Origin of the sequence: Streptomyces sp. KL116D, assembly GCF_030766975.1 — a bacterium.
GTDB lineage: Bacteria > Actinomycetota > Actinomycetes > Streptomycetales > Streptomycetaceae > Streptomyces > Streptomyces longispororuber_A.
This window is the reverse complement of record NZ_JASERH010000049.1, coordinates 1-24,757: the sequence shown is the minus strand read 5'-3', so window position 1 is coordinate 24,757 and position 24,757 is coordinate 1. Positions and strand designations below refer to the sequence as shown.

General features: G+C 71.4%; 15 protein-coding genes and 5 pseudogenes. 10 read left to right on the top strand and 10 right to left on the bottom strand.

Going from position 1 to position 24,757, the window contains the following annotated elements; genetic code table 11:
• Window positions 1-11: 11 nt before the first annotated feature.
• A pseudogene (locus RBJ77_RS20665) lies at window positions 12-1,644 on the bottom strand (cytochrome bc complex cytochrome b subunit).
• A gap of 157 nt (window positions 1,645-1,801) precedes the next feature.
• Complete coding sequence (locus RBJ77_RS20660) at window positions 1,802-2,059, bottom strand: NAD(P)-dependent oxidoreductase (RefSeq protein WP_372346395.1); 258 nt, start codon at window positions 2,057-2,059, stop codon at window positions 1,802-1,804.
• A gap of 1,042 nt (window positions 2,060-3,101) precedes the next feature.
• Between RBJ77_RS20660 and RBJ77_RS20655 the strand changes: the two genes are divergently transcribed.
• The 3 genes and pseudogenes from RBJ77_RS20655 to RBJ77_RS20645 all read left to right on the top strand — a co-directional run bounded on the left by RBJ77_RS20655 (window position 3,102) and on the right by RBJ77_RS20645 (window position 6,823).
• On the top strand, window positions 3,102-3,791 hold the full coding sequence (locus tag RBJ77_RS20655; RefSeq protein ID WP_372346394.1) for a class I SAM-dependent methyltransferase: 690 nt from the start codon (window positions 3,102-3,104) through the stop codon (window positions 3,789-3,791).
• 490 nt (window positions 3,792-4,281) lie between these two features.
• A complete protein-coding gene (locus RBJ77_RS20650) occupies window positions 4,282-5,013 on the top strand; it encodes an FAD-binding protein (RefSeq protein ID WP_372346407.1) in 732 nt (243 codons plus the stop codon).
• 856 nt (window positions 5,014-5,869) lie between these two features.
• Window positions 5,870-6,823, top strand: a pseudogene (locus RBJ77_RS20645) (sigma-70 family RNA polymerase sigma factor).
• Between the two features lie 107 nt (window positions 6,824-6,930).
• Here the strand turns inward: RBJ77_RS20645 and RBJ77_RS20640 are convergent.
• The gene (locus RBJ77_RS20640; RefSeq protein WP_372346393.1) at window positions 6,931-7,143 is read right to left on the bottom strand and encodes a hypothetical protein; all 213 of its coding nucleotides are present in this window, start codon (window positions 7,141-7,143) and stop codon (window positions 6,931-6,933) included.
• 410 nt (window positions 7,144-7,553) lie between these two features.
• A complete protein-coding gene (locus RBJ77_RS20635) occupies window positions 7,554-7,724 on the bottom strand; it encodes a hypothetical protein (RefSeq protein ID WP_372346392.1) in 171 nt (56 codons plus the stop codon).
• A gap of 698 nt (window positions 7,725-8,422) precedes the next feature.
• Here RBJ77_RS20635 and RBJ77_RS20630 point away from each other — a divergent pair.
• A pseudogene (locus RBJ77_RS20630) lies at window positions 8,423-8,994 on the top strand (hypothetical protein).
• A gap of 624 nt (window positions 8,995-9,618) precedes the next feature.
• On the opposite strand, the gene RBJ77_RS20625 reads toward RBJ77_RS20630, so the two are convergent.
• Together RBJ77_RS20625 and RBJ77_RS20620 are read right to left on the bottom strand one after the other, a co-directional pair.
• Window positions 9,619-9,963, bottom strand: coding sequence for an N-acetylmuramoyl-L-alanine amidase (locus RBJ77_RS20625; RefSeq protein ID WP_372346391.1), 345 nt, complete (start codon window positions 9,961-9,963; stop codon window positions 9,619-9,621).
• A gap of 1,295 nt (window positions 9,964-11,258) precedes the next feature.
• Window positions 11,259-11,408 carry a hypothetical protein gene (locus RBJ77_RS20620; RefSeq protein WP_372346390.1) on the bottom strand — a complete coding sequence of 50 codons (150 nt, stop codon included), beginning with the start codon at window positions 11,406-11,408 and terminating at the stop codon, window positions 11,259-11,261.
• Window positions 11,409-13,266: 1,858 nt separating this feature from the next.
• Here RBJ77_RS20620 and RBJ77_RS20615 point away from each other — a divergent pair.
• Window positions 13,267-14,097, top strand: a complete 831-nt coding sequence (locus RBJ77_RS20615; RefSeq protein ID WP_372346389.1) for an alpha/beta fold hydrolase — start codon at window positions 13,267-13,269, stop codon at window positions 14,095-14,097.
• Between the two features lie 94 nt (window positions 14,098-14,191).
• Window positions 14,192-15,347 (top strand): annotated as a pseudogene (locus tag RBJ77_RS20610) (globin domain-containing protein).
• 873 nt (window positions 15,348-16,220) lie between these two features.
• Here the strand turns inward: RBJ77_RS20610 and RBJ77_RS20605 are convergent.
• Both RBJ77_RS20605 and RBJ77_RS20600 read right to left on the bottom strand, forming a co-directional pair.
• Window positions 16,221-16,586, bottom strand: coding sequence for a hypothetical protein (locus RBJ77_RS20605; RefSeq protein ID WP_372346388.1), 366 nt, complete (start codon window positions 16,584-16,586; stop codon window positions 16,221-16,223).
• 102 nt (window positions 16,587-16,688) lie between these two features.
• Window positions 16,689-17,138 (bottom strand): hypothetical protein, encoded by a 450-nt coding sequence (locus tag RBJ77_RS20600; RefSeq protein WP_372346387.1) that lies wholly within the window; start codon window positions 17,136-17,138, stop codon window positions 16,689-16,691.
• An 802-nt stretch (window positions 17,139-17,940) separates the two neighbouring features.
• Here RBJ77_RS20600 and RBJ77_RS20595 point away from each other — a divergent pair.
• The 3 genes from RBJ77_RS20595 to RBJ77_RS20585 all read left to right on the top strand — a co-directional run bounded on the left by RBJ77_RS20595 (window position 17,941) and on the right by RBJ77_RS20585 (window position 21,350).
• On the top strand, window positions 17,941-19,008 hold the full coding sequence (locus RBJ77_RS20595; RefSeq protein WP_372346386.1) for a DUF4246 family protein: 1,068 nt from the start codon (window positions 17,941-17,943) through the stop codon (window positions 19,006-19,008).
• Window positions 18,902-19,381: a DUF4246 family protein gene (locus RBJ77_RS20590; protein WP_372346406.1), complete on the top strand. Its 480-nt coding sequence runs from the start codon at window positions 18,902-18,904 to the stop codon at window positions 19,379-19,381. The genes RBJ77_RS20595 and RBJ77_RS20590 overlap by 107 nt, the downstream gene beginning before the upstream one ends.
• A 1,819-nt stretch (window positions 19,382-21,200) precedes the next feature.
• The gene (locus RBJ77_RS20585; RefSeq protein ID WP_372346385.1) at window positions 21,201-21,350 is read left to right on the top strand and encodes a molybdopterin-dependent oxidoreductase; all 150 of its coding nucleotides are present in this window, start codon (window positions 21,201-21,203) and stop codon (window positions 21,348-21,350) included.
• Window positions 21,351-23,093: 1,743 nt separating this feature from the next.
• Here RBJ77_RS20585 and RBJ77_RS20580 read toward each other — a convergent pair.
• Together RBJ77_RS20580 and RBJ77_RS20575 are read right to left on the bottom strand one after the other, a co-directional pair.
• Window positions 23,094-23,405: a hypothetical protein gene (locus RBJ77_RS20580; RefSeq protein WP_372346384.1), complete on the bottom strand. Its 312-nt coding sequence runs from the start codon at window positions 23,403-23,405 to the stop codon at window positions 23,094-23,096.
• Window positions 23,406-24,116: 711 nt separating this feature from the next.
• Window positions 24,117-24,443, bottom strand: coding sequence for a hypothetical protein (locus RBJ77_RS20575; protein WP_372346383.1), 327 nt, complete (start codon window positions 24,441-24,443; stop codon window positions 24,117-24,119).
• Here RBJ77_RS20575 and RBJ77_RS20570 point away from each other — a divergent pair.
• Window positions 24,442-24,757: pseudogene (locus tag RBJ77_RS20570) on the top strand (hypothetical protein); the annotation flags it as partial. The gene RBJ77_RS20575 and the pseudogene RBJ77_RS20570 overlap by 2 nt on opposite strands.

Here is a 24,757-nt window from a genome sequence, read left to right as displayed (position 1 = left end):
CGCCGGGCGGGTCAGGGGCGGTGCCGGCCGGTGAGTTCCTTGCGCTCGGTCGGCGAGGGCTTTGGGATCCGGGTGCCCAGGCCGTACAGGGCGCGGCTGAGCGCGACGCGCAGGCGGCGGGTGCGGGCGGGCGCGGGACCGTCGGGGTCCCGGTCGGGCCCGTCCGCCAGGGGCCGGTACTGCTCGTGGGCGGTGAGGGTGTGCAACCGCGCCTGGTCGAGGGGCTCGTGGACCTCGACGTACTTTCGCCGTGCGGCAGGCGCTTGATGACGCCGGTCTCGCGCCCGTGCAGCACTTTTGTCGCGGTCGCTGCGCTGGAGGGCGAGGGCGAGGCGCTTGGTGATCACGAAGCCAGGACCGGGGCGACGAACAGGCCGATGCGCACGGTCCAGGTCACGGAGTTGACGTTGACGTGCAGTTGGGTGGCGATCACGTCGTTGGCGGCGCCGACGAGCGCCACCGCGTAGACAGCTGAGCCAGGCCACCCCAGCAGCGCGGTGCGCACCGGGCGGTTGCGGGGCGGTCCAGGAGGTGGTGGCTCACGGTCGTCGTCCGTGACCCAGGCTGAGGAAGGGCAGAGCACCCATCGCCAGGAAGAGCAGCGTTCCGGCCAGCAGGGGCAGGAGGTTGTCCAGGGCCAGGGTGTGGCCCCACAGGCTCGATCTCCCAGCCGGGCATGACGCGCAGCAGGCCGTCCGCGACGCCCATGTACCAGTCCGGCTGGGATCCGGCGGAGACCTGGTCGGGGCGGAAGGGCCCGTAGTCCCATACGGGGTTGATCTGGGCCACGGCGGCCATGAAGAAGATCACGCCGGACACGAAGCAGAAGTAGCCGGCGGACTTGACGGCACGCAGCACTGCGAACGGCAGGCCGACGACGTTGTTCTCGGTCCGGCCCGGCCCGGGTACTGCGTGCCGGTGCCGTACGGCCAGAGCCAGCCGGCCGACCAGCACGGCGACGATCAGGGCGGGGATGACCAGTGTGTGCAGGGCGCCGAAGCGGGCGATCAGGTCCTCGCCGGGAACTCGCCGCCGAAGAGGAAGAACGACAGGTAGGTCCCGACGACCGGGATCGACAGGAGCGTGCCGTTGACCACCTGGAGGCCAGTTCCCGACAGCAGGTCGCCGGGCAGGTCGTAGCCGGTCAGGCCCGCGAACATGGCCAGGACGAGGCAGCGGAACCCCAGCACCCAGTTCAGCTCGCGCGGCTTGCGGAACGCGCCGGTGAAGAACACCCGCAGGTGCGCGGAAGACCGCGGCGACGAAGACCAGGGCCGCCCAGTGGTGGGCCTGGCGGACGAGCAGGCCGCCGCGGACGTCGAAGGGAGAGTGCAGGGTCGAGTCGAAGGCCTGGGACACCAACCGCCCCCGCAGCGGCACGTACCGGCCGTCGTAGACCACGAGGTCGGCGGACGGTGGAAGTAGAGGTCGAGGTAGACACCCGTGACCAGCAGGACGACGAGGTTGTAGACGGCGATCTCGCCGAGCAGGAACGACCAGTGGTCGGGGAAGACGAGGCGGCGCGCGGAGCGGGTCAGCCCGCAGGCCCGTCCGGCCGTCCACCCACGTGGCGGGAGCTCTGTCCCCGCCGCCCCCCTGCCCGGCTCGGCCGGCCGGCTGCTCGCTGTCCCATCTCGTCACCATTCGCTTTCCGCGTCGCACCCAGGGAGCCGATTCGTCCAGAACCGCGCTGCCCTGCACCGTCTGGTACTGACTGCACTGTTCAGGTGCATTCATGAACCAGCTGTCCCAGTCAGAGACCGATGAGGCGGCAAGTGTGACACCGTCGTGCGGCCCGACGTCAGCGTGTGACCACGTTCTTCCAGCTCCTCACCTGCGGCGAACCGGGCCAACTGCCGTCGCACGAGCGCTTCGAGACGGGGCCACAGATCGGGGTGAAGGCGCCGACGTGCGGGGTGATCAGTACGCCCGGCGTGGTCCAGAGCGGATGCCCGGGCGGGAGCGGCTCGGGGTCAGTGACGTCGAGGGCGGCCCGCAGGCGGCCGCCGTGCACCTCCTTCAGCAGCGCGTCGGTGCCGACGACCGCGCCCAGGGTCACGTTGACGAGCAGGGCGCCGTCCTTGACGCAGGGACAGGAGTCCGGCGTCGAAGAGGTGCCGGGTCGCCGGGGTCAGCAGAGTGCACAGCTACGATCACGTCGGCGTCCGCAACGAACCGGGGCAGGTGCGCGACGGGTGCACCGGCCCTGGCGCGCGGCCCTGTCCTCGCGCCCGACGCGGGTGACGACGCAGCCGAAGGGCGCCAGGAGTTCCTCCAGCGCGGAGCCGACGGCGCCGTGGCCGACGATGAGCACGGACCGCTCGTACAGGGTCGAGTGGGTCCGGGTGTCCCAGTCCTCCCGGTCCCTGGGCGCGCAGCGACTCCGGTATGCCCTGCAGGCTGGCGAGGATCAGTGTCAGGGCCAGCTCCCGCCGTGCCGGCGGCGGGACCTCGCGCGCGTTGCACAAGGTCACCTCACGGGGCAGCCGGTCGAGTGCCGCCCGCAGTTCGTCGGTGCCGGAGCTGAGTGCCTGCACCGCCCGCAGCCGTGTCATCCGGGCGAGCGGTTCGGCGATGACGTCCGATGATCCCTGGTCAGGGCGGCACGTAGAACTCCACTCCGCCGGGTCCGTCGGGAAGGCCGAACGGCCGTCCCAGCGGGCGTAGTCGAGCGCTCCGGGGGCAGCTCGGCGAGACGGCCGAACTGTGCGGGCAGCCATACCTGTGGGGAACGCGCGGTCATGACGACGTACCCGCTCTCACGATCGGTTTCGGGGCCGGCGCGCTCGGCCGGCCGGTGGGTCGGTGATCGGGCCGTGGGGCCACTGACCTGGCGGGCGGCGGCGCCGGCGGGAAGGGGGAACCGGTCCGGTCACGCGGTCGGTCCGAGACGGGTCCAAAGGCAGGGGCCGAGGACGGGTCCGGAGACGATTCCAGGAAACGGGTCCGAGAACTGACCGCGCACTGTCCGCGATCTGTGACAGCGGTGCGCGACTGCCGCCCTCGTGTCACACACTATGCCCAGACGTTGTCACGTGGGACATGCACACTGTCAGCGACCAGAACGCCGAACATCCGGCAGGAATCCGACTCGCTACGCGGTGACCGCCGAGTTCTACGACATCCCGCAGGCCGACGAGGACGAGGCGCGGGTGCGCCGCCTGTACGGCCGTGAGATCGCCGGGGCCCGCAGCGGCGTGCTGGACATCGGGGCCGGTACCGGGCGGGTGACGATGCTGGCGCTGGCCGATTCCTGGGCCGACGTGCACGCGGTGGAGCCGGCCAGGGCGATGCGCACGTCCCTGCTGACCCGGCTCGCCACCCTGCCCGCCGAGCAGCGGGACCGGGTGACCGTGCACCCGCACCCCCTGGACGAGACGGCGCTGGACGCGGTCGCGGACGCGGCCGTCTGTCACAACATGATCGGCTGCCTGCCACCCGCCGTACGCGAGAGGTTGTGGTCCGCGATCGGCAGGGCCCTCACCCCTGACGGTTCGCTGTTCCTGCAGCTGCCGCCGGCCCGGCTTCCGGTCCGCACGGTCGTGCGCCTGCTGGCGGACAAGCGGGTCGGTGCGCACGTCTACGGCGGAGTGCATGACGATGTCGGCCGCCGGCTACCGCATCCGCACCCGCGCCGACTACTGGGTCAGGACCGCGGACGACGTGCTGCGGGAGCACACCGAGACGTTCTGGATGTGGCCCGCGACGCGCGCCCAGCTCGTCGGCGAACTGGCCCCTGCACGGATTCGTCCCGCTGCCGGGCCGCGACGACTCGGAGCTGCTGGCCGTGACGCTCCGGGGCCGTCGGTGAGCTGTCGGTCGGAAGGTGTGAGACCCGCACTCCCCACGGTGTGCACCGCGCTGACACCCGTGTCACAAACCGGCGCCCGCCCTGGTCACTTGTCCGTTACCCACACAGAGCGACGGGAGTGATCGTGGCCATGACCGAGAAGCGGCTGTCCACCACGGTGCTGGTGATCGGCACCGGCGGGAGCCGGCCTGCGGGCGTCGATCGAGCTGGCCGAGGCCGGCGTCGACGTCATCGCCGTCGGCAAACGTGCCAGGGAGGACACCCACACTCACTGGCCGCCGGCGGGATCAACGCGGCGCTGGCCACGATGGATCCTGAGGACAGCTGGCAGCAGCACGCCGCCGACACGCTCAAGAGAGCTACCTGCTCGGCGATCCGCGCACCGCCGAGATCGTCACCCAGGGCGCGGCCCTGGGGATCGACGACCCTGAGCGGTACGGGATGGCCTTCGCCCGCAGGAGGACGGCCGCATCTCCCAGCGCTTCTTCGGCGCCCACAAGTTCCGGCGGACCGCCTTCGCCGGCGACTACACGGGCCTGAGATCCAGCGCACGCTCGTCCGGCGGGCGAGCCAGCTGGACATCCCCTTGCTCGACAGCGTACATCACGCGGCTGCTGACCCACGACGGCGCGGTGTTCGGCGCGTACGGCTTTCGACCTCGACAACGGCACCCGCCACTCATCCACGCGGACGCCGTCATCTCGCGGCCGGCGGTCACACCTGCGCATCTGGCGGCGCACGTCGTCGCGCCGCGACGAGAACACCCTGGCGACTCTTCCGGCTGGCGGTCGAGGCCGGCGCCCGGCTGCGCGACCCGGGAACTGGTGCAGTCTCCACCCTCCGGCATCATCGAGCCGGAGAACGCGGCGGGCACGCTGGTCGCCAGCGCCCGCGGCGAGGGCGGCATCCTGCGCAACGCGCTCGGCGAGCGGTACATGACCCGCTACGACCCCGAGCGCATGGAACTGTCGACGCGCGACCGCGTGGCGCTGGGCCTGTACACCGAGATCGAGCGAAGGCCGCGGCATCGCCCAAAGCGGCGGTGTCTGGCTCGACGCCCGCACCTCCCCGCCAGACGATCATGCAGCGGGTCGGTCTGCCAGACCCTCCTCGAACTGCAGATGCTCGACATCACGCGTGATCCCATCGAGGTGCCGCGCCCACGGCCCACTACTCGATGGGCGGGCCCGGGTGCGTCCTGAGGACCACAGCACCGACGTGCGCGCTGTACGCGATCGGCGAGGCCTCCAGCGGACTGCACGGCGCCAACCGCCCGGCGGCACAGCCTCATCGAGCTCCTGGTCTACGGTCGCATCACCGGTCAGGCCGCCGCCGCCTACTGAGCGTCGCTCACGGCACAGCCGCGCAGCGCCTCCGCCGTGGCCAGGGCCCGCGCCGAGGTCGACGAGCTGCTCGCGGCGGACGGGCCCGAGAACGTCCGCGCCCCTGCAGCGCGCGCCATCCGCAACACGATGACGGAGCACGCGCGTCGTCCGGGACGAACAGGGGCTGCGCGCCGGTGTCTGGCGGAGCTGGACCTCATCGAGAAGCGCATGGAGAACGTCGGGGTCCACCCCGACATCGCCGGGCTTCCAGGACCCCGCCCACGCCTTCGACCTGAAGTCGGCCGCCCTGGCCGCGCGCGCCACGCTCGAAGCGGCACTGGGGCGCCGGGGAGACCCGCAGCGGCTGCCACAACCGCAAAGCGACTTCCCCGAGACGGACCCTCGCGTTCCCGGGTCAACCTCGTCTGGTCGCCGACGACCGGTGTCAGCCACGAGAGCATTCCCCCGTCCCCGAAGAGATCGCCGCGCTCATGGCCGAGGTCTCCACCGAAGGAAAGCCCGTCGAGTAGACGATGACACAAGGTGTGACCCACAACCTGTCCCACTGCCTCTCCCACAACCTGTAACGAAGCATCCGGGTGCGCGGCCTCTTGAACGGAGGTGCCCGTGGGACCACACCGGAGCCCGGGCAGTCCCGCCCGCGCATCGCCTCCGCCAAGAACCCGGCAACAGGAAACGGAGGCCGAAGGACATGCATCCAGAGGCGACCCCCATGGAAGGCGACCTGCACGAGGCCGTGTCCGTCTTCGTGCAGCTCCGGCCGCGTCTCTTCGGCATCGCCTATCGCGTGCTGGGCAGTGCGGCGGAGGCCGAGGACGTCGTCCAGGAGGTGTGGCTGCGGTGGCAGCACACGACGACAGACCGTCGTCGTCAGCCCCGCCGCCTTCCTGTCGAGCGCCACCACCCGACTGGCCACTCAACGTGGCCCAGTCGGCCTGGTCCGCCGCGAGACCTGACATCGGTCCGTGGCTGCCCGAACCCATCGACACCAGCAACGACCCGCAGGCCGGTGCCGAACGGGCGGAAGCGCTGGAACTCGCCCTGCTCCTGGTGCTGGAGAAGCTCCCGCCGACCGAGCGCGCCGCCTACGTCCTGCGGGAGGCCTTCGACTACTCCTATCCGGACATCGCGCGGATCCTGGGGCTCGAGCCCCGTCAACGTGCGCAAGATCGTGAGCCGGGCCCGCAAGCACCTCACCGAGGACCAGCGGGACAGCGTCGACGCCGTCGAGCACCGGAGGCTGCTCGACGCGTTCGTCACCGCCGCCCGGCACGGGGACATCGCCTCGTTGGAGTCGCTGCTCACCTCGGACGCGCGGTCAGCCTCTCCGACGGCAACGGCAGGCGCGGGGGCGGCCCGCGTTCCGGTCATCGGCCGAACCCGTGTGGCGAACCTGTCGACCGCCTTTCCGCGGTTCTGGCCGACGGTCGAGGTCGAGACGGTCGAGGCCAACGGCCGCGCCGGAGTGGTCCTCTACCGCGACGGCCGGCCCGCCACGTTCATGACCGTCGCGGCCACGCGCCGGGGCATCCATCAGGTGATGTGGGTCTTCAGCCCGAACAAGATGGCCGCGCTCCTCCGCTCCCGCGAGGGCTCAGGTGCGGGTGCGGGTGCGGATTCGGGTGCGGGTGCGGGCTTGCGTGAGGTGGTCTTCAGCACCGTCTGATCATGTCGTCACATGCGTTGGGTGACCGGCCTGTTCCATGAGCGCAGCTTGTCAGCTGAGGACGGCCCAGATCTGGGCGACGCGGTTCTGGACCAGGTCGAGGGTGATCACTGCCGCCACCCGCTCGTCGTGGCGGGCGACCAGGGCCGGCGCGTCCGTTGACCGGCCAGGTGTCCACGGTGGTGCGCGGCTGGGGCGGAGAGCAGGGTGAGCAGGCTCCGGGCCACAGGGGGCGGCGCCGGTGACGGGGCCCCGGTCTGCGTACGGACCTTGCCGCCGCCGTCGAAGTACGCGGTGACGTCGTCGGCCAGCAGCGCCACGAGCCCCTCGTGGTCCCCGTCGGCACACGCCCTGCCGTACGGCCCGCGCGGCCTCCTCCTGCCGACGCGGTGACGCGGACCGGCCGCTCCGGGCGCGCAGACCGCAGCAGGGCCGTGTCCGCCGGGTCGGCCGGGGCGGCCGCGGGCGGCAGGGATCGCACCGCGCCGCCTGGTGTCGTGGTCGCCGGCGCTCCGAGGACACCGTCGAGTACGAACGCGGCGCGCTGGGCCGGTGACAACGTGTTCACCGCCCGCAGCAGCACGTCGCTGACCTCGCCCGCCAGTCCGTCGCCGTACGGTCCCCGGCGGCGCGCGGAACCCTCCGGGTCAGCGGCCCCGCGGTCCTCAGGGTCCTCACCGTCCGGACCGAGCGGGGCCAGCCGGGCCAGCGAGAGGCCGCCCACGACGGGTCAGCCAGGTGCGCGGTGTCCGTATGCGTGACCGCTCGCCGTCCGGACAGCCCGTACCACTCCCCGGTACGCCTCGTCGGTGACGCGCTCGGCCGTGACCCGGCTGCCCAGCATCCAGCGCGCGACCTCCACCAGGTGCCGCCGCTCGTCGAGCAGTTCCGTGAGCGGCACGGTGTCACCGATGTGCCCGATACCGACTCCCCTTCCGCACGGAACGTTACCCTGCCGCGAACTGCCGCGACGCAGCAGCCGTACGAGAGTTGTCACAGCTGCCGCCGCTACCCGGTCAATCGCGGTATCGGCGGTGCGCGGTGGTCTCGACCCGGGCGCCGCCGCGACGAAGGAGGAGCATGGCAGGGACACATTTCAGGGGAGGCGCACGAGGACGACACGCAGCGCCGACCGTCCGACCGACACTGACGCCCACACCGACGCCGACGCCGACACTCACGCCCCGCACCGACATCGCTGCGCGACACCGCTGCCGTCACCGTCTCGCTCGCCGCGGAGGCCGCCGTCCTCGAGGGGGCGGCTGAGTGTGCTTCGAGAGGCGATCGACGAGGTGGACGCCCGGATCCGCGCGGTGTCCGAGAAGATCCGACGGCTGCCGCGGTCCGTGGCCGGGCCCGGTGGCACCGGGACACCGGTGTGCGAAGGGAGCGACACGGGGCTCGCCCCTCACACACGGGCTGTCGCTGACGACCCGCGAGAAACGGTGTGCTCTCCGTGGCCCGCCCACTCTGTTCCCGCACCGGTGGGACCGCTGCATATGATGTTCGGCAGCATCCCCCGGTGCCCGCGCCGGGAGTGGCGGGCCAGGACATCGAGCGGTCCCCGCCAGGACAAGGGGTTGAGGACGAGAGGAACCCATGGTCTCCGTGACCCCGACGGCCCGGAACATCGAGAGCACGGCCGAGAGTCTCAGGGAGGACCTGGCCCGGCTGGAGATCCAGAAGCAGGCGCTGGAGAGGGAATCTGGCCGCGGTCACCGCCCACCTCGGTTCCGTGCAGCTGGCGCTCGACGCGCTTCAGGCCCTCATGCCCGGATCCGGCCCGGCCCCCGCCGCTTCCGCCTCCCCCGCCCCGGTGACAGCGCCGTCCCCGGTCAAGCCGTCCCCGGTCAAGCGGTCGGCCGCAGCCGCGGCACCCACGACTGCGGCACCCTCGGCTGCGGCCAAGGAGCGCCCGGCCAAGGCGGACCGGAGCGACGACGGCGCCGACGACGGCAAGACGTACGGCAAGCTGACGGAGCAGATCCTGGCGTACTTCGCGAGGCGCGGCGGCGCCGAGAGTCCGTGCCCGCGACGTCGCGTCCGCTCTGGGACGCGACACCGACAGCGGCAGCATCAACGCCGTCCGCAGCACCCTCGACCGTCTGGTCGGCGCCTGCTTGCGTCCACGCGGAGCCGGCCGCGGGCTCTACCGCGCCGTCAAGCCCTGAGCCACCTTCGCCCCGCACGTCCGTTTCGTAGACCAGGGACGTACGGTGGCCGTACTGGATGGTGTACATCCCTCTTGCCGCCGAAGACGACCTTGGTGGCGGCCGACGGGAAGTAGTCGGTGGTCAGCCGGGGCGGCGCCGTCGTGACGTAGGCCTGGCCCGCCGGCACGGTGTACATGCATCCAGGGGCGCCTGCGTCGACGGTGACAGGCCCCGCCGGGATCCGGCGGGTCGGGCAGCTGGTGCCGTAGACCTTCACCGGTTCTGACGCCCACGGGGCCGACGACGGTCGCGTCGGGCGCAGGAACGGTGTGCGGCACCGTGCGGGTTATGGAACCACACCTTGCTGCCGCTGAACCAGATCGCGGTCCAGTCGCCCTTCTTGTCCGCGACGACGAACCGCTGTCCGGCCTGCGCGGTGCTGCTCAGTCGTCGACCCGGGTGGTCCCGGGCTCGTCGGGTGCAGGGCCTGGTCGCCGAAGAGCGGCGCGGACGGTCGGGGCGCGGTGCGCAGGTACACGAAGTTCGACGCCCGCCGCACGTCGGCGCACTCGGTGGCCCCGCTCGGGTCGTCCTCGGCAGATCCGCACGGTGTTCCGGCTGTGGGCGAACCTGGCGCGATGGTCACGGCGGTCCCGATGTCACCGACGCCGTGCCTGCCGTCGACGGGCGCGCCGAGCAGGTCCATGAAGTGGTCCCAGTCCCAGAACGGTCCCGGGTCCCAGTACTCCCGGACGCGAGCGAGGGAGTTGGGCCCCACGACGTTGTCGTGCCCGACGACGTGCTGGCGGTCGAGCGGTACGTCAAGCGCGCGGCCAGGTACTTCACCAGGTCGGCCGTCGCCCGGTACTGGGTCTCGGTGTACCAGGTGGCGCCCTGGGCGGCGAAGCCCTCGTGCTCGATGCCGACCGAGTGCATATTGGTGACGTAGTTGCCCGCGTGGTACGCGAGGTTCTGCGTGGGGACCATCTGTGTGACCCGCGCCGTCCGCGGAGCGGATCACGTAGTGCGCCGAAGCGGTGCCCGCGAGCTGGGCGTTGGCGATGGCGGACGCGCAGGAGCCCTCCCGTGTCGTGCAGGACGATCTGGTCGATGACGGTGCCGTTGGCGGGCCGGTCGGCGGCCTGGCCGTTCGACAGGTGGGCAGGGAACGAACGTGCACGCCAGGGTCGGCGGGCACTCGGTGGCCGTGGCCGCGGCGGCGGGCAGCTTCGGCTCGCCGCGCTGTGCGGCGGCCGGCGCGAGGGCAGGGTCGGCGGCCGGCCGGACCGCTGTCCGTCGGACGTCCTGCGGGCGGTGCCCTTCTTCATCGTGGTGAACACATGTTCGCGTAGGCGGCGGCGCCCGCTGGTCGCGTGCCTGGGCGTAGCGGGCGACGGCCGCGTACCAGTCGTCCGGATCGTCCGGACAGCCTGCCGTGGAGCGCTGCTTCTCGTACGAGGCGAGCAGCGCCGCTCCGCCACGGATGTTCGCCGCGGGGTCGTCGCGCAGCGCACGGGCGTCCGGCCCGTCAGTTCGGCCGCGGTCGCGGCAGTGTGCAGCGCGTCGTCCGCCGCCAGCTTCTTCACGTCGGACCGGCCGGCCGCGCCCCGCCGCCCCGCCGGCCATCATGTCGGCGGTGACGTCGGTCAGGTGCATGGGGCCGTATCCACCGGAGGTGCTGTGTCCGCCCTGGTGCGTCTCCCAGGCCGACTGCTGGTAGGCCACGGCCAGCAGGGTGACGTTCCGAAGGGACCTGGTACTCAGTCGGCCGCCTGCGCGAACTCCTGTTGCAGCGTTGTCTCTTGGGCCGGATCGTCCTGCGTCGCGGGCCACCGCCGGGACGGCTATCGCGCCCGCCACCACCAGGGCCGCCGCGCCGCGAGCACGACCGGCCTGCGGCGCAGGCGTGTTTGCGGCGAGATGCCTGAGTAGGCGATCTGTCTGTCATGTCAGTCCCACTGTTGAACGAGCCGAATGATGTCTTCGTCACGAGGCGCGGCAGGGCGGTGATGCGCCCATGAGGGCCTGCGCCCGGAGGAGTTGTGCGGTCTCCGGGCTACGAGGCCCCGGCATTGCACACTGTTTCGTGTTGAACGTATCAGACGGGTCACTCGGTCAATACAGTGGTATTTCGGCCAGTGTTCGATCAAGGGTGAGGGACGCGCGCGGGGCCGGGGGATCGGACGTGTGCCGATCCCCGGTCGTCATCAGTCCCTCGACCCCATCGACTGGTCCTCGATCACCGTCACCGTCACCCGGATGCGGGACCGTCCCTGTGGTCGTCAGTCGGCGGCGTGCGCGCTCCAGTGGCCTTCCAGCAACTCGGCGACCTCCGCGGGACGCTGGAGCACCGGCCAGTGGTTGCAGTCCATCTCGACCACCGAGGAGGCGTGCAGGGAAGCACCGAGCTTGCGTCCGAACTCGATCTGCACGCGGGGTCAAGCGCTCCCCAGAAGACCAGGCAGGGCGCCGGCACGCCTTCAGTCCCGGTTCCCACTCCGCTCCCCATGGTGACCGCGGAGCGGCCACAGCGAGGATCGGAGTCCTTCATCGGCTCGTCCACGCGGCTCGCCATCTCTTGGCCAGCCGGATGGGCACGTCAGCCGGCCGCCAGGTCCCTGGGCGAACGGCTCGGGACGCAGTTCGCGCATGAAAGCGGTCGCCCTCGACCTGGTCCTGCCAGATCTTGGCCAACGGGTGCCACACGTATGCGGAGTCGACCGGCCCGTTGCCGCCGGCCCAGGTGCGGACCAGGTCGGGGGCGCAGGAGGCGACGCGGAGGGTGAGGATGCAGCCCCAGTCGTGGCCGACCAGGTCCACCGGCTCGCCGCACCCGTTCCAGTCGTCGGATCAGCCAGTCGACGTACTCCTCCTTAGGAGGCCGAAACCGTTCGGACGCGGGGCGCCGAAGCCGGGCAGGTCCCAGGCTTCCACGTCGGTCCTGGTCAGGTGCTGTCGCACGCCGTCCCATACGTGATAGGCTGTCAGGAACGCCGTGGATGAGGGATGGCAGGCATGAGCGATTCCTTCTTCAAGAGGCGACTGCGCCTCGCGGGCGAAAGAGGGAACACATCTTGTCACATCGTGTTTCGTCGGCCCGTCCCCGGAGCGGGTGGCGGTGGACTCGCCGGGACGCACGCAACCGTTGCGCTTTGCCATGACAGTGGCAACAATCGGTGGACACGTCCTTTGCCCGCGGCACGTGCGAGGTGGGATGAGAGGGAGACATGGTTTCGGCATCGCGCACTGCACGCTCGGCCCGCTCGGCCCGCACCATCGGGAGCACCGCTGAAGGTCTCAGGGGGATCTCGACCGCGCTGGAGCTGCAGAAACGGGCGCTGGAGAGGAACTCGCCGCCGTCGCCGCCCATCTCGACACCGTACGCCGGGCCGTGCACGCCCTGGAAAGCGTGATGTCGGGCCCGGCGGATTCAGCTGGGCGCGCAGGACGCGGTAGACGCAGCGGACCCGGCGCCCCGCCGCGGAACCCGCCGCCCCGCGGCCGACCAGGCGCGTCACGAAGGCCGGCAAGCGGACTTCCCGCTCGAAGAACGCCTCCCGCGCGAAGAGAAACACTGACACGGACACGGACCGCACGTACGGCCAGTTGACCGAACAGATCCTCGCCTACCTCGCGCAGTCCGGTGACACCGACGTACGCGCCCGCGACGTGGCGACCGCACTGGGCCGCGCCGCAAGACAGCGGAAGCATCAACGCCATCCGCAGCACGCTCGACCGTCTCGTCGGCGCTTCCCGGGTCCAGCGCACCGGCCGGGGCCTCTACCGTGCCTGGCGGTCACTGACCGACGGGCCGCAGCAAAGGACGAGTCGTGGCCCCGGACGCCGGTTCGCGGGGGATCGAGCGTCCGGGGACCACAGCACCCGCCCGGTTCGGTGGAGCGGGTGCGACCCTATGTGTCCGACGCCTTCCAGGTGGAGTACGCCTCGGCGTCGGAAACACTGAATTCACCCTACCCCACGTCCGTACGTCCATTGACACACTGTCTGCTCCGAGATGATTCTGATCGGTAACAGTGTCATCAACGGTGGCACATTCAGCTTGAAGCCGGGCCGTCGCGCACGGATCATCGGACGGCGTGAAGCACCTCATCCTCATCCGTCAGCACCGCCGTCTCCCGGCACCAGCCGCTCACCGTCCCCCACGGCACCGCCCGCGTCGAACAGCGGTACCACGTCGCCGGTTCCGGGCCCCGTGTGCGTGGCGCACTCGGGCGGACCGGGAATCGGCTGGGGTACCTCCGGACGCCCGAGCTGGAGAAGCGCCTGACCATGGTCTACGTCGAGCCGGTCGGCACGGGCCGTTCCGGGCGGCTGCCGGACGCCCGTGACTACACCGTGGCCACGTACGCCCGGCTCCTGCACCACGTCGTCGACCACCTCGGACAGCCGCGCGTGCATCTTTCGCTCAGGCACTCCCACGGCGGTTTCGTCGCCCAGCAGTACGCGCTCGACCACCCGGACCGCCTCGCCTCCTCGTCCTGTACGACACCTCCCCCGTGGCGGACGGCGCAGTTCCTGGTCGGCGGCGGTCGCCGCCATGGAGCGGTTCGTGGCGCGGAAACGTCGAGGCCCATCCTGAGGTGGCCGGTTACACCGCCGCCCTCACCACCCCACTCGGCCCTCTCGACGACGACGGCGCCACCGCCGTCCTGCGGCAGATCATGCCGGCCTACGTCTTCGACTACTGGGGTCGAGAAGGGAGTTCGGCCCCCGCCCGCCGGACGCTGCGGATGTCCTGCGGCTCACCGCGAGGGCGCTCCGTTCGACGTGCGGGCGGAGTTGTCCCGCGTCACCGTTCCACCCTGGTCCTGGCCGGAGGACGACTTCATCTGCGGTCCCCGCTGGGCCCGCCTCCTCGGTCGAGTCGATGCCCGCCGCCGCGTTGTCGGTCCTGAAGGACACCGGGCACTTCGGATGACGTCGAGGCAGCCCGCCCTGTTCAGCGCCGCGGTGCTGGGTTTCCCCAGGAGCACGGCGTCCCGCCGTCAGCAGCCGTCCTCCCTAGCTGTCCTCTTAGCCGTCGTCGCAGCCATCCTCGCAACCGCCGTCGCAGCCGCTGTCGTAGCTGTCACAAGGTGCGTCGTGGTTGTCACAACGTGAGTCGCTGTCTGGTCAATCACTGCGAGCACGGATGATGCACCGGCGGTGACTCGCACCGCCAAATACGCATCTCAGTTACCAGTTTGGAGTCGGCATGCTGTCCGAACGGTCCGCACAGATCGTCCGCACCACCCTCCCCGCCGTGGAGCCAACCCTCGCACCATCACCGAGCTGTTCTACCGCCGCATGTTCGAGGAACGGCCCTGAGCTGCTGCGCGACTTGTTCAACCGGGCGAACCAGGCCAGCGGCGCGCAGAAGGAGGCGCTCGCCGGCGCCGTCGCCGCCTTCGCGACCGCGCTCGTGGAGCACCCCGACGAGCGCCCCCGACGCGGTGCTCGCCGCATCGCGAACAAGCACGCCTCCCTCGGCATCACCTCCGACCAGTACACGCTGGTCGCCCGCCACCTCCTCGGGCGCGGTCGCCGAAGTCCTCGGCGACGCAGTGACCCCGGCGGTGGCCTCCGCCTGGGACGAGGTCTACTGGCTGATGGCCAACGCTCCTCATCGCCATGGAGGCCAGGCTGTACGCGCAGGCCCAGGTCGAGTGACGGTGACGTCTGGCGGACGATGGAGGTCGCCGAACGCTCACGACGAGACCCCTGACACGGTGTCCTCGTCCCTGCGCCGCGCCGACGGGTCGCCGACCGGGCCGTTCGTCCTCGGCCAGTACGTCAGCGTACGGGTCGAACTGCCCGACGGAGCGCACCAGATACGGCAGTACAGCCTCGCCTCGGCCCCCGGCCCAAGACCTGGCGCATCACCGTCAAGCGGGAGTACTCCGCCGACGGCCAGGGTGCCCGAGGGCGAGGTGTCCTCCCGGCTGCACGCCCACGCCAGGGCCGGTGACACCCTCCAGGTCTCCCCTCCCCTTCGGCGACCTCCTGCTCCCCGAGGGCGACGGCCCGCTGCCGCTCGCCCTCGGCGGGCATCGGCCTCACCCCCATGCTGGCCATGCTGGACCACCTGGCCACCACCTCGCCCCACCGGCCGGTGACCGTCGTCCACGCGGACCGCTCCCGCCGATCACGCCCACCGCCTGGAACTCGTCGAGCTGGTCGGCCGGCTCCCCGTGCCTCGCTGCACGTCTGGTACGCAGGACACCGACCACCCCGACGCCGCCGCGGACCACGTCAACGAGGGCTGGGCCGACGTCGCCCGCCTCTCTCCCTCGCCCGACACCACGGCGTTCCTGTGCGGGCCGCTGGCCTTCATGAAGGCCGTCCGCGGCGACCTGCTCGCCCACGGCTGAGCCCCCAGGTCCATCCACTACGAGGTGTGTCTGGCCCCGACCTCTGGCTCAGCAAGTGAGCGAGAAGGTGTGCTCGCCGCTGCGGACCGACGCCGAGCGCAATCGCGAACGCATCGTGGCGGCGGCCCGCCGCCGTCTCGTCTCCCGCGAGGGACTCGGCGTCTCCATGACCGCCGTCGCCCGCGAGGCAGGCGCTCGGCAACGCGACCCTGTTCCGTCGCTTCGGCACCAGGGAACGTCTCATCGACGCCGTGTTCACGGACCGCGTGGAGGCCCATCACCGCCTGGTGACGGCCTGTTCGACGATCCGGACCCCTGGCAGGGTTTCGCCGACTACGTCCGGTGCGTCTGCGCCCTGCAGGCCGCGGACCCGACCTTCGTCGAGGTCCTGACGATGACGTTCCCCTGCCGGAGCCGTGGAGACCCGACGCGCCGCGGCGCCCGCGGCGCGCTGGGGGTCTCATCTCCGCGCCCTAGCAGGCCGGTTGCCTGCGCGAGGACTTCAGCGACCGCGACCTGACCGTCCTGCTTGCTGGCCAACGCGGGCGTCGTCGGAGCGGCCGGCACCAGCATCCCACCGCCGCGACCGCCCTCGCGTCGCCTCGTGGCACAGATGCTGCGTGCCCTACGCCACCTCCGGACACGCCCGTCACCCCGCTGCCGGAGGCTCCGCCGCGCCCGGCGCTCTACTACGCCATGATCGGCCTCGTCCGCTCGCGGGCCCGCATGAGCAGGGCGAGCCGGTCGTGGCTGGCTCGGGCGACAGAATGACCACGGCCGGGGCTACCGCCGGGACGACAGGCCCGCCATAACGGCACGCGGCAGTGACGGGTTCGCGGCCGCGGCTTCCACCACCCTGCCGGTCGGCGTCCGTCAGCAACTCCTCGATGAGCTGCGGCGCCAGGGCCGGGGTGGCCGGCGGCCAGGGCGCGCCTGTTCGTCGGACAGGCACTCACGCAGCGCCGTGCTCGTGGCGTCGGGATGCCGGGCGACCGCCCGGAGCGCCTTCCGTACCGGGGATCGTGACGGGCGAGATCCCTCCAGCAGTGCGGGAGGCGCGTCCGGGTTGGCCGCCACCCCGGCGACGACACGGACCCCGTGCCGGTCGACCATCGCCCGCAACTGCGCTTTCGGCCAGGCGGGTGCGCGGCGACGGACGTGACCACCTTTCGCGTCCGGGTCGGCGGCGAGCGCGTCGCGGATCCCGGGCGGCAGGTCGCGCCGTTGGGCCAGGAGCATCCGCAGGGCGGGGATGCGGTGACCGCGCCAACTCCTCGACCTCGGTGGAGGATGCGGTGGCGATCCGCGGCAGCAGAGTGGGACCGGTCCTGGTGGTGCGGGTCAGGTCGGTGAGGACGCTCGAGCGGTACGTGTGGGTGGTGCGGCGAGCGTCCCGCCGTACCTCGGAGTCACGGTCGCCGGCCAGACGCGGATCAGGGTGTCGTCGACGGCGGTTCTCGGCGAGGTCGGCCCGGGACGCCGGGCGTGGGATCCACGGCGAGTCGCGCGTACACCGGTGAGGGCAGGTCGGTGCGCGGCGAGCGCCCAGCGCAGCAGGGCGGAGGGGTCATCGGCGAAGCCGACGACGGCTGCGGTGGGCGTGGCCGGGTTGCGCAGTGCGGCCTGCCGGAGGTCGTGCAGGGTGGACTCGTGGGAGCCGTCGCAGGAGGCGCCCGGTAGCAAGTCGCAGTCGAGCCGCGGGCAGTTCCGGTCGTGGACGAACGGTGTCTCCTCGCGGTCGCAGACCAGGCACCGCTGTGCGGGCGGCAGTCCGTCGCCCGTGATCAGCATCGCCAGTACGGCGCCGGAGGCGTCGCCTCGTTGGCGGCGAGCGCGCGGCGGACCTCGGCGTGGGGTGCCGGGCGAGGCCCGCGGCCCGGTCCGGGGTGGTCCACAGCGCGAGCTCGGCGACGACCCGTACGTCAGGGATCCGCGCCGAGCGTGTCGACGACGTCGACCGGGAGTCCGGGGCAGGCTGCCAGTTTCTCCCGGCGCTCGACGCTCTGATCGGTGACGAGGCCTCGCCCACTCCGGGTCGCCCGCGCCTTCGTCGAGCAGGGCGAGGGCGGCGTCCGGCTGTGTCGCGGGGTCGATGTCGGCGGCCGTCAGTCGGCCCAAGTGGGCGAGTTGCACCGCGCTTTCCTCGCTGCGTGCCGCCAGCGCGACCGCCTGCGCGTGGCTGAGGTCGGGGGCGGCGGGCGAGGTTCGCGGCGACGTCTTCGTCCGCGACGGCGATCAGCCGGTCGACGAACTCGGCCGGCAGGGCGGTGTTGCCGGCGAGACCGCACAGGACGTGGTGGACATGGTGCACGGGCGCATCCTGCCCGGTGGGCGGCCGGACGGCCCGCCGTTTTCGTCGGGCCCGCACACGGCCGACGGCACGCGCGCTGCTGCTGCGCCCGGTGTTCCTGTGCCTCTGCACGGCCGGTACGGACGGCGTGTCGTGCCCAGTAGTCTTCCGGTCGATCACACGCCCGACTGTGGGGACCACGCGAGTTGACCGGCCTGTCTGCTTTCCCGCTGCCCTCTTCACGCCTCCCGCTCCATATCGCTCGCGACGCCCCGGACGCTGCGGGAACTGCGAGATGACGCAGTGCAGCGCCCACATCCGTGCGAAGCCCGACTGGTTCGACAAGAAGGACGACGCCGGCATCGTCGCCCGGTGGACGCGAGGAAGCGATCGACCAGGGTCTTACTGAGGCTCAGGTGCGTTACGTCCCTCGCCGAACTCGCGCACTACGCCGCGCTGCGGGGACGGCCGGACCGGCATCGAGGTGTCCGCCGTGGACCGGGGTGTGGCAGTCGGACACGGTGGTCGACGAGGAGTTGCGCTCCCGGCTGCGAGGCCGTCCGGGTGCTGGAAGAGGTGCCCGACGCGGAGAAGGACTGGCACCCCGGGTCGGACGGCCAGGTGCTGGACCTGGTGCACCCATCCCTCTTCTGCCTCGTGAACGGGGTGAGCACGGCGCCCGAGCGGGCCTGGCGGAATCCGACGGACCGCTACTCGAAGTACGAGTTCTCGGAGAAGTTCCAGTGGCTTCCACGGACGTCGACGTCAGTGCCGACGGCGACGTCGCCTTCCGCTCGTACGTCAACAACGTCCACCCGAGCGGCACCGCGCCCTGAACGCCGTCCCTGCCCGAGCTGTTCGCGCGCATGCTTCCCCCTCTGGGAGAACGTCCTCACCGATCTGCGCCACCCCGCGGCCCCTGCGGATCGAGACCGATCCCTACGGCTGGTACGACTCGGAGCCAGGGCCTACCCGCGCAAGACGCCCGACGGTGACGACGCGGCCCACGAGGAGGCCGTCCAGGCGTGGGCGACGGCCTACGACGCCTGGCGGGAGAACCGCCACCCCCCGTCGTTCCGGACGCCCCCGCCTTCATCGCGCCCGAGCTGCCCGATGACTCCGCCCGCATCGATCTGCGCGGCCGCCGTCCCCCAGGTCATCGCCAAACTCGCCACGATCCACCTCACCCCGGAACGGCCCGAGTACCCGGGCGGTTCCTGGCACGTCGAGGGCATGCTGAACGAGGCGGATCGTCTCGACCGGCATCTACTACTGGGACAGCGAGAACATCACCGAGAGCCAGCTGAGCTTCCCTGTACCGCGCTCGACGACCCGGAGTACAGAGCAGAACGACGACGACGGCATGCGTGAGGTCTACGGCCTGGAGAACGAGGACGCCCTGAACCAGACGCTGGGATCCGCCTCGACGCCCGCCGGCCGCTGCCTGGCGTTCCCGAACGTCCTCCAGCACCGCGTCAGCCCGTTCCGTCTCGCGGACCCCGCACGCCCGGGACACCGCAAGATCCTCGCGTTCTTCCTGGTCGACCCGTCGGAGACGATCGTCTCGACCTCCGACGTGCCCCCGCAGCAGCCCTGGGCCGACACGCTCGACCATGACGCTCGACCAGGCCGAGAGCTACCGCGAGGAGCTCATGCGGGAACGCAAGTTCTTCGTCGCCGAGCACAACGAGCAGCTCTACGAGTGGAAGTTTCGCTCTGCGAGCACTCGACCGAACTTCGCTGAACTGACTGGAACTCACTGAACTGACTGAGGGTGGCGCGCCTGAAGCCCCCCGGAAGGGACGTGACGGAGCTTCAGACGTACCGCGCCCCCTACCACCCGCCTCCACGAGGAGCACTCCACATGGCTTCGCACCACTCCGTCACGCCTCTCGACGTCGAGGCGCTGTTCCCGAGGTGAGCGTTCACCGTCGGGACGCCGTCCGACTGCATCCGCGCGCCGGTGACCCCGGCATACGGAGAGTTCACCGGTGGACCGCTGCTGTGGCCGGAGTCCGCAGCCGTGGCCGCACTGCGACGACGACCACCCGCGCACGGCGTCTCCTCGTCGGGACCAGAGCCGATCCCCCTGGTCCCGGTCCTCCAGCTTCGCCGCCGACGTGCTCGAGCTGCCGTCCCCCTGCCGGAACGGGATCGTGCTGCAGGTGTTGTGGTGTCCGTTCGACCACGAGCACGGCTACGTGCCGCGCCCCGAGGTCTTCTGGCGGGACAGTTCCCTGATCGACGTCGAGGCGGCGGCCCCGCCCCGCCCGACCGACTCACCCACGACGACTACCTCCCGAACTCCCCTGCGTCCTGCATCGGAACGGGTCACCGACTATCCGAACTGGGGACCCTGCCCTCGACGACGTCGCGGAAGCGCTGGAGGACAGGTTCGACGAGCTGGAGGAGGAGACCGGCTGGTCCTACTGGTCGCACCCTCTCTCTGTGTCGGAGGGCATCAAGGTCGGCGGCTACCCGACCTGGACCCAGGACCCGTATCTGGCCCACGTGCTCCGAGCTGCGCCCGGCGCATGGGACCCACCTGCGCCACCATCAACTCCCGCCGAGTTCGACGGCAGAGCTGGCGCACCTGGCTCCCCCGTCGAGGACACCCCCGCCACGGGCACCCATCTGGGACCTGCCCTACGAGGGCGCTCACGGATCCAGTGCGCACCGGGACTGATGCTCGGCGACATGGGGCGGCATCTACCTCTTCGAGTGCTTGCGCTGCCCCGACGGAGCCCTTCGCGTATCACTCGGACGGTTCCTGACGTTCGTCTCGGCAACCGAGCTACGTCCCGCGCCGCACCCCATGTTGTGAACACCGCATTGCGGTACCGGAGTTGGCCTGGGCCTCAGGGTGGGGCTTCCTACACTCGCCGCGTGACGATCTCTACGGACGTACGTGAAGCGGTGGTTGACGAAGGCGGCCTACGATCGGCGGCGGCTGCGGCAGTGGTTGAGTGGGCGGGCCCGTGCCGATGGGGTGGCTCGGCGGGGACGTGATGCGGCTGCTCGCCGCCGCTGGGCTGGCGACCGGGCTGCCGGTGGCGGCCGCGCGGGAGTGCGTCGGCGGCCACGGCCGCGGCCGGGATCGTGAAGCCGCTGCCCGAGGCGTGGTTCACGGCGCGGGGGCACGAACGCGGAGACGAACTTCGCGGCCCTCGCGGAGACCAGGCACCACACCCCCGTCTGCACTATCTTCGATCGGAATCGCACCTCCAGCCCTCAAGTCAGCGCTGCGGACTGGGCGTTGAAGGTGTGGGAACGGAAGCGAGAGTGGGCGGAATTCTCCTCGGCGATCTCAAGCGGCTGCCTGCCGTGACCCGGTCCTGCGTCGTCGAGTGCGCGGAGCAACGGGCGCAGCTACTTCACCAGCCAGCAGGGGCAGAGCGTCTCCGGTACGGCCTGGACGCCGGTGCCATCGGGTCGGCCCGGTGGCGCAGCGCGTCTGGCCGACGTGCTGCGTCTGGCGGGGCTGCGGCGCGACGCGGTGGACGTGCTGCCGCGCGGTCTCGACGCCGACTACGTCACCGCGGACGGGATGAACCTGGGGCAGGGTGCGACGCCCGCTGCCCGTCGCGAAGGCGCTCGACGACGTGATCCTCGCGTACGAGATGAACGGCGAACCCCTGCCGCCCGATCACGGAGCAGTTGCGGCTGATCGTGCCGGCCTGGATCGGCATCGCCTCGATCAAGTGGGTCGGTGACATCGAGGTCTCCCACCGAGCCCCTGTTCTCGCCCTGGAACACTCGACTATTCCCGCCCGGCCGTTCGGCGGCGCGTACCGCCCGAGGGCAGCGCCCCGCCGTCCCGGCAGATCGATCAAGTCGTGCCTTCAGAACTCCGCTGTGGAGCGCGAGCCTGCCCCGCCCCATCAACCAGCCACCGCCTCGCGGTCGCTCCTGGTCCGGCGCAGCACTCGTCGCCTCGCGTCGAGATCCAGCACTGGACGCGGTTCGCCACCTGGCGGCGCGCGCCTGCCTCCACGACACCCGCGACGCGCCGACTGGGTCCGCCGGTCCCGCGAGTTGGCGTCCCACCACGGCGCGGCCGCGGTCCTCAAGCCTGGGCGACCGGACGACAGACCGGACGTACGCAACCGGCGGCCACGCAGCACAACACGCAGTGCTCATCCGTTTCCTGACGCCGTGGTGCGTCGCTGGCGCGTCGTGACGTCCGCCGGTGCCGGTGTCGATGCGGTGAGAAGAGTCCGTCGCGCTTGCGAGCCTCTCGTCCATGGAGCCACCTGGTACGCAGAGCACAGCCAGTGTGGAAGCAGCCTGAGGGACTGCCGGCGCGTGCTCAGGTGAACGGCGGCACGGACCGGGTGATTGGGCCGAGGGCTCCCCACGACACACGTGCCTCCTTCTCCGGACACAGTGCGTCCTCGCGGCCGCCGCGCCCTTCGGGTGCAGTGCGCCCGCGAGCTTTCTGATGCCCTGGCCCACACGAGTCGAGGAGTGGACGGCACATGTCACACCACGTCAGATCGGCTCTGCGCCGCTGGGCCACCGTCGGCGCGACCGCAGGTTCGCTCGCGCCACTCCCCAGGCCGCGTCCGCGTCCGTGGGCGGCGGCAACGTCTCCATCAGCTGGTTCGATCCCGGGCGGCCTGTCCGGCAGGATGAGCAACATCACCTTCCCCATCACCGTGAACCTGACGTACACTAGAGCGGGATCTGTCGCCCAACAGTTCCAAACTTCACGGGCGCCGCTCCTGGCCTCCAGCCCGGAGAACAGCGGCAGTGCGAGCGGCTCTCGGCGTTCTCCCTGATCCTGCGCGTACGTGGTTGCTTCTGCCGCGGGCGACGCCGTGGCGCGCGCGTCTTCGCCGCAGTCTGCGTCTGTGCGTCATCAAGTCGAACGGTCCGGGACCGACACCTGGAAGGGGACGGCGCGGGTTTCGATCGCGGGCGTCCGCTGGTGCACCTGGGCTCACAGCGGCTGCCTCGGGCGGAAAGCTCAGGGCTCGCAGGGCGGCTTCGCCGGGTGCTACGCCGGGATCCCGAGCTGCGCGCAGATGCCCAGGTCCGACGCCGTGTTCGGCGGCCCGACCTCCCGACGGACGCGGGCGGTCTGAGCGGCACCTCCAGGGCCAACTACGAGTACAGCGACTGTGTCGACGTCCAACTACCAGGCGGAGAACGCCGGCACGAGACGCACGTGACCCGGGGCTTCGTCTCGTAACCCCTGCCCGTCGTGGCCGCCGGAGGGCGTCGGCCGAGGCAGGACCGGCACCCTCCTGGGAACGGCGGTCCTCCTACGCCGCACCCGCACGCGCAGCCGCCGCTGCCGGTAGCGCAGGGGCGACTGGCCGACCTGGCGTTTGAACGCGGTGCTGAAGGCGCTCTCGAGGTGTAGCCGAGCCTGGACGCCAGGGCTCTCGACGGACACGTCCTGGTCGCGCAGGGCTGCTGCGCGACCAGCATCCGCCAGCGCGTGAGGTAGGTCAGCGGCGGGACGCCCGCCACGGCTCCCGGAACCGTTCGGCGAACGACGTGCGACATGGCACGCGGCGCGGGCCAGGTTCGATCCGGGTGCCAGAGCCCTCGCGGGGTCGGCGTGCGCTGCCGACGGCCGGCCGCAGCCGTTCGTCGGTCAGCACCCGCGCACAGCCCAGCAGTTCCGCCTGGTCGACGTAGGCGCGGACCATCTCCAGGACCAGGAGCTGGGACGTGCTGGCGGATCGCGAACTCGGCGCCGATCCGGCCACCGCCGACCTGCGCCGGGCAGCCGGTGGACGGTGAGAGAAGCCCTGCATGGCGGCCGCGGACCGACCCCGGATGGCGAGCCGACCGAGCGCCTGCGCCAGCAGCATCCGGGCCCGCCGGACCAGGTACAGACCCGGCCGCCAGACCAGTGACGTCGTCCGGTGTCGAGGGTCAGACTCCCGCGAGGGTCGATCGAGGGGCGTCCTCCTCGGGCTGGATCTCGCGCCGCGGCACCGCCGCCGGTGCCGGTGCCGCCGGTGCCGGTGCACTCGCGTTCGGTGCCAGCCGACCGGCTGTTCCAGGACGGCGACGTCGCCGGGCTCCAGCTCGATCGGCGCGCCGAGGCCAGTCCGCTGTGGTCAGCCGCGCACGACCGCTCACCAGCGCGAAGAACTTGAACGTGGTCCCCAGGTCGCGCGCGCGACCCACGGTCGCGCTTGCGCGGCGAATCCACCGGACAGCACTCCGCGGACCTCGATGAGGGTCGAACACCGTGGGACAGCTGACTATCTCCATAACCGTGCTCGCGAAGAGACCCGGATCTACGCACTCAGAGTCCCGTCGCGAGGTGGCGCGCGCCGAAGACATGACCGCTCATCCACCGCACACAAGCAGCGCCATCGGCTCCGGATCTACCCGTCATCGACGGCCGCCGACGTCATGGCGGGCATCGACCTCACCGGCAAGAACGTGATCGTCACCGGGGGCCACCTCGCTCGGCCTCGTCGCCACCCGCGCCCTGTCCGGCGCCGGCGCCTCGGTCACCGTCGCGCCCGCGACACCGACCGTGCCGCGCGGGCGTCGCCGGGCTCGCGGGCGTCGAGGTCCGCCGCCTCGACCTGCTCGACCCGGAGTCGATCGACGCCTTCGTCGCCGGGTACCTGGAATCCGGCCACCCGCTGCACGTCCTCGTCAACAACGCGGGCTTTCCCCGGCCCGCCGCCCTCGTCCACGACGCACGCGCCGGCCACGAGGCACAGTTCGCGGTGAGCCACCTCGGCCACTTCGGCTGACTCGGCCTTCACGCGGCGCTGCGCGCCGCCGGCGGAGCCCAGGGTCGTCACCACCAGCTCCGGCGCCCAGCGCATGTCCGACATCCTCTGGGACGACCCGCACTTCCACCACCGGCCGCCACGACTCCCGGCCTCGCCTACCCGCAGTCCAAGACCGCCAACGTCCTGTTTCACCGTCGAGCTGGACCGGCGCTGGGCCGCCGACGGGATCGCGCCTACGCGCACGCGGGCGTCGTGCGCCACCGCCTTCAACAAGTCGGTGGGTGAGGACGCCCAGCGGGCCATGGGCGCCATCGACGCCTCCGGCGAGCCGGTCTCATCGCCCCGAGGCGCGGGCAGAGAGACGCCCGGAAGCGACGCGGCGACCATCTGTTCCGCGGCCGCAGTCC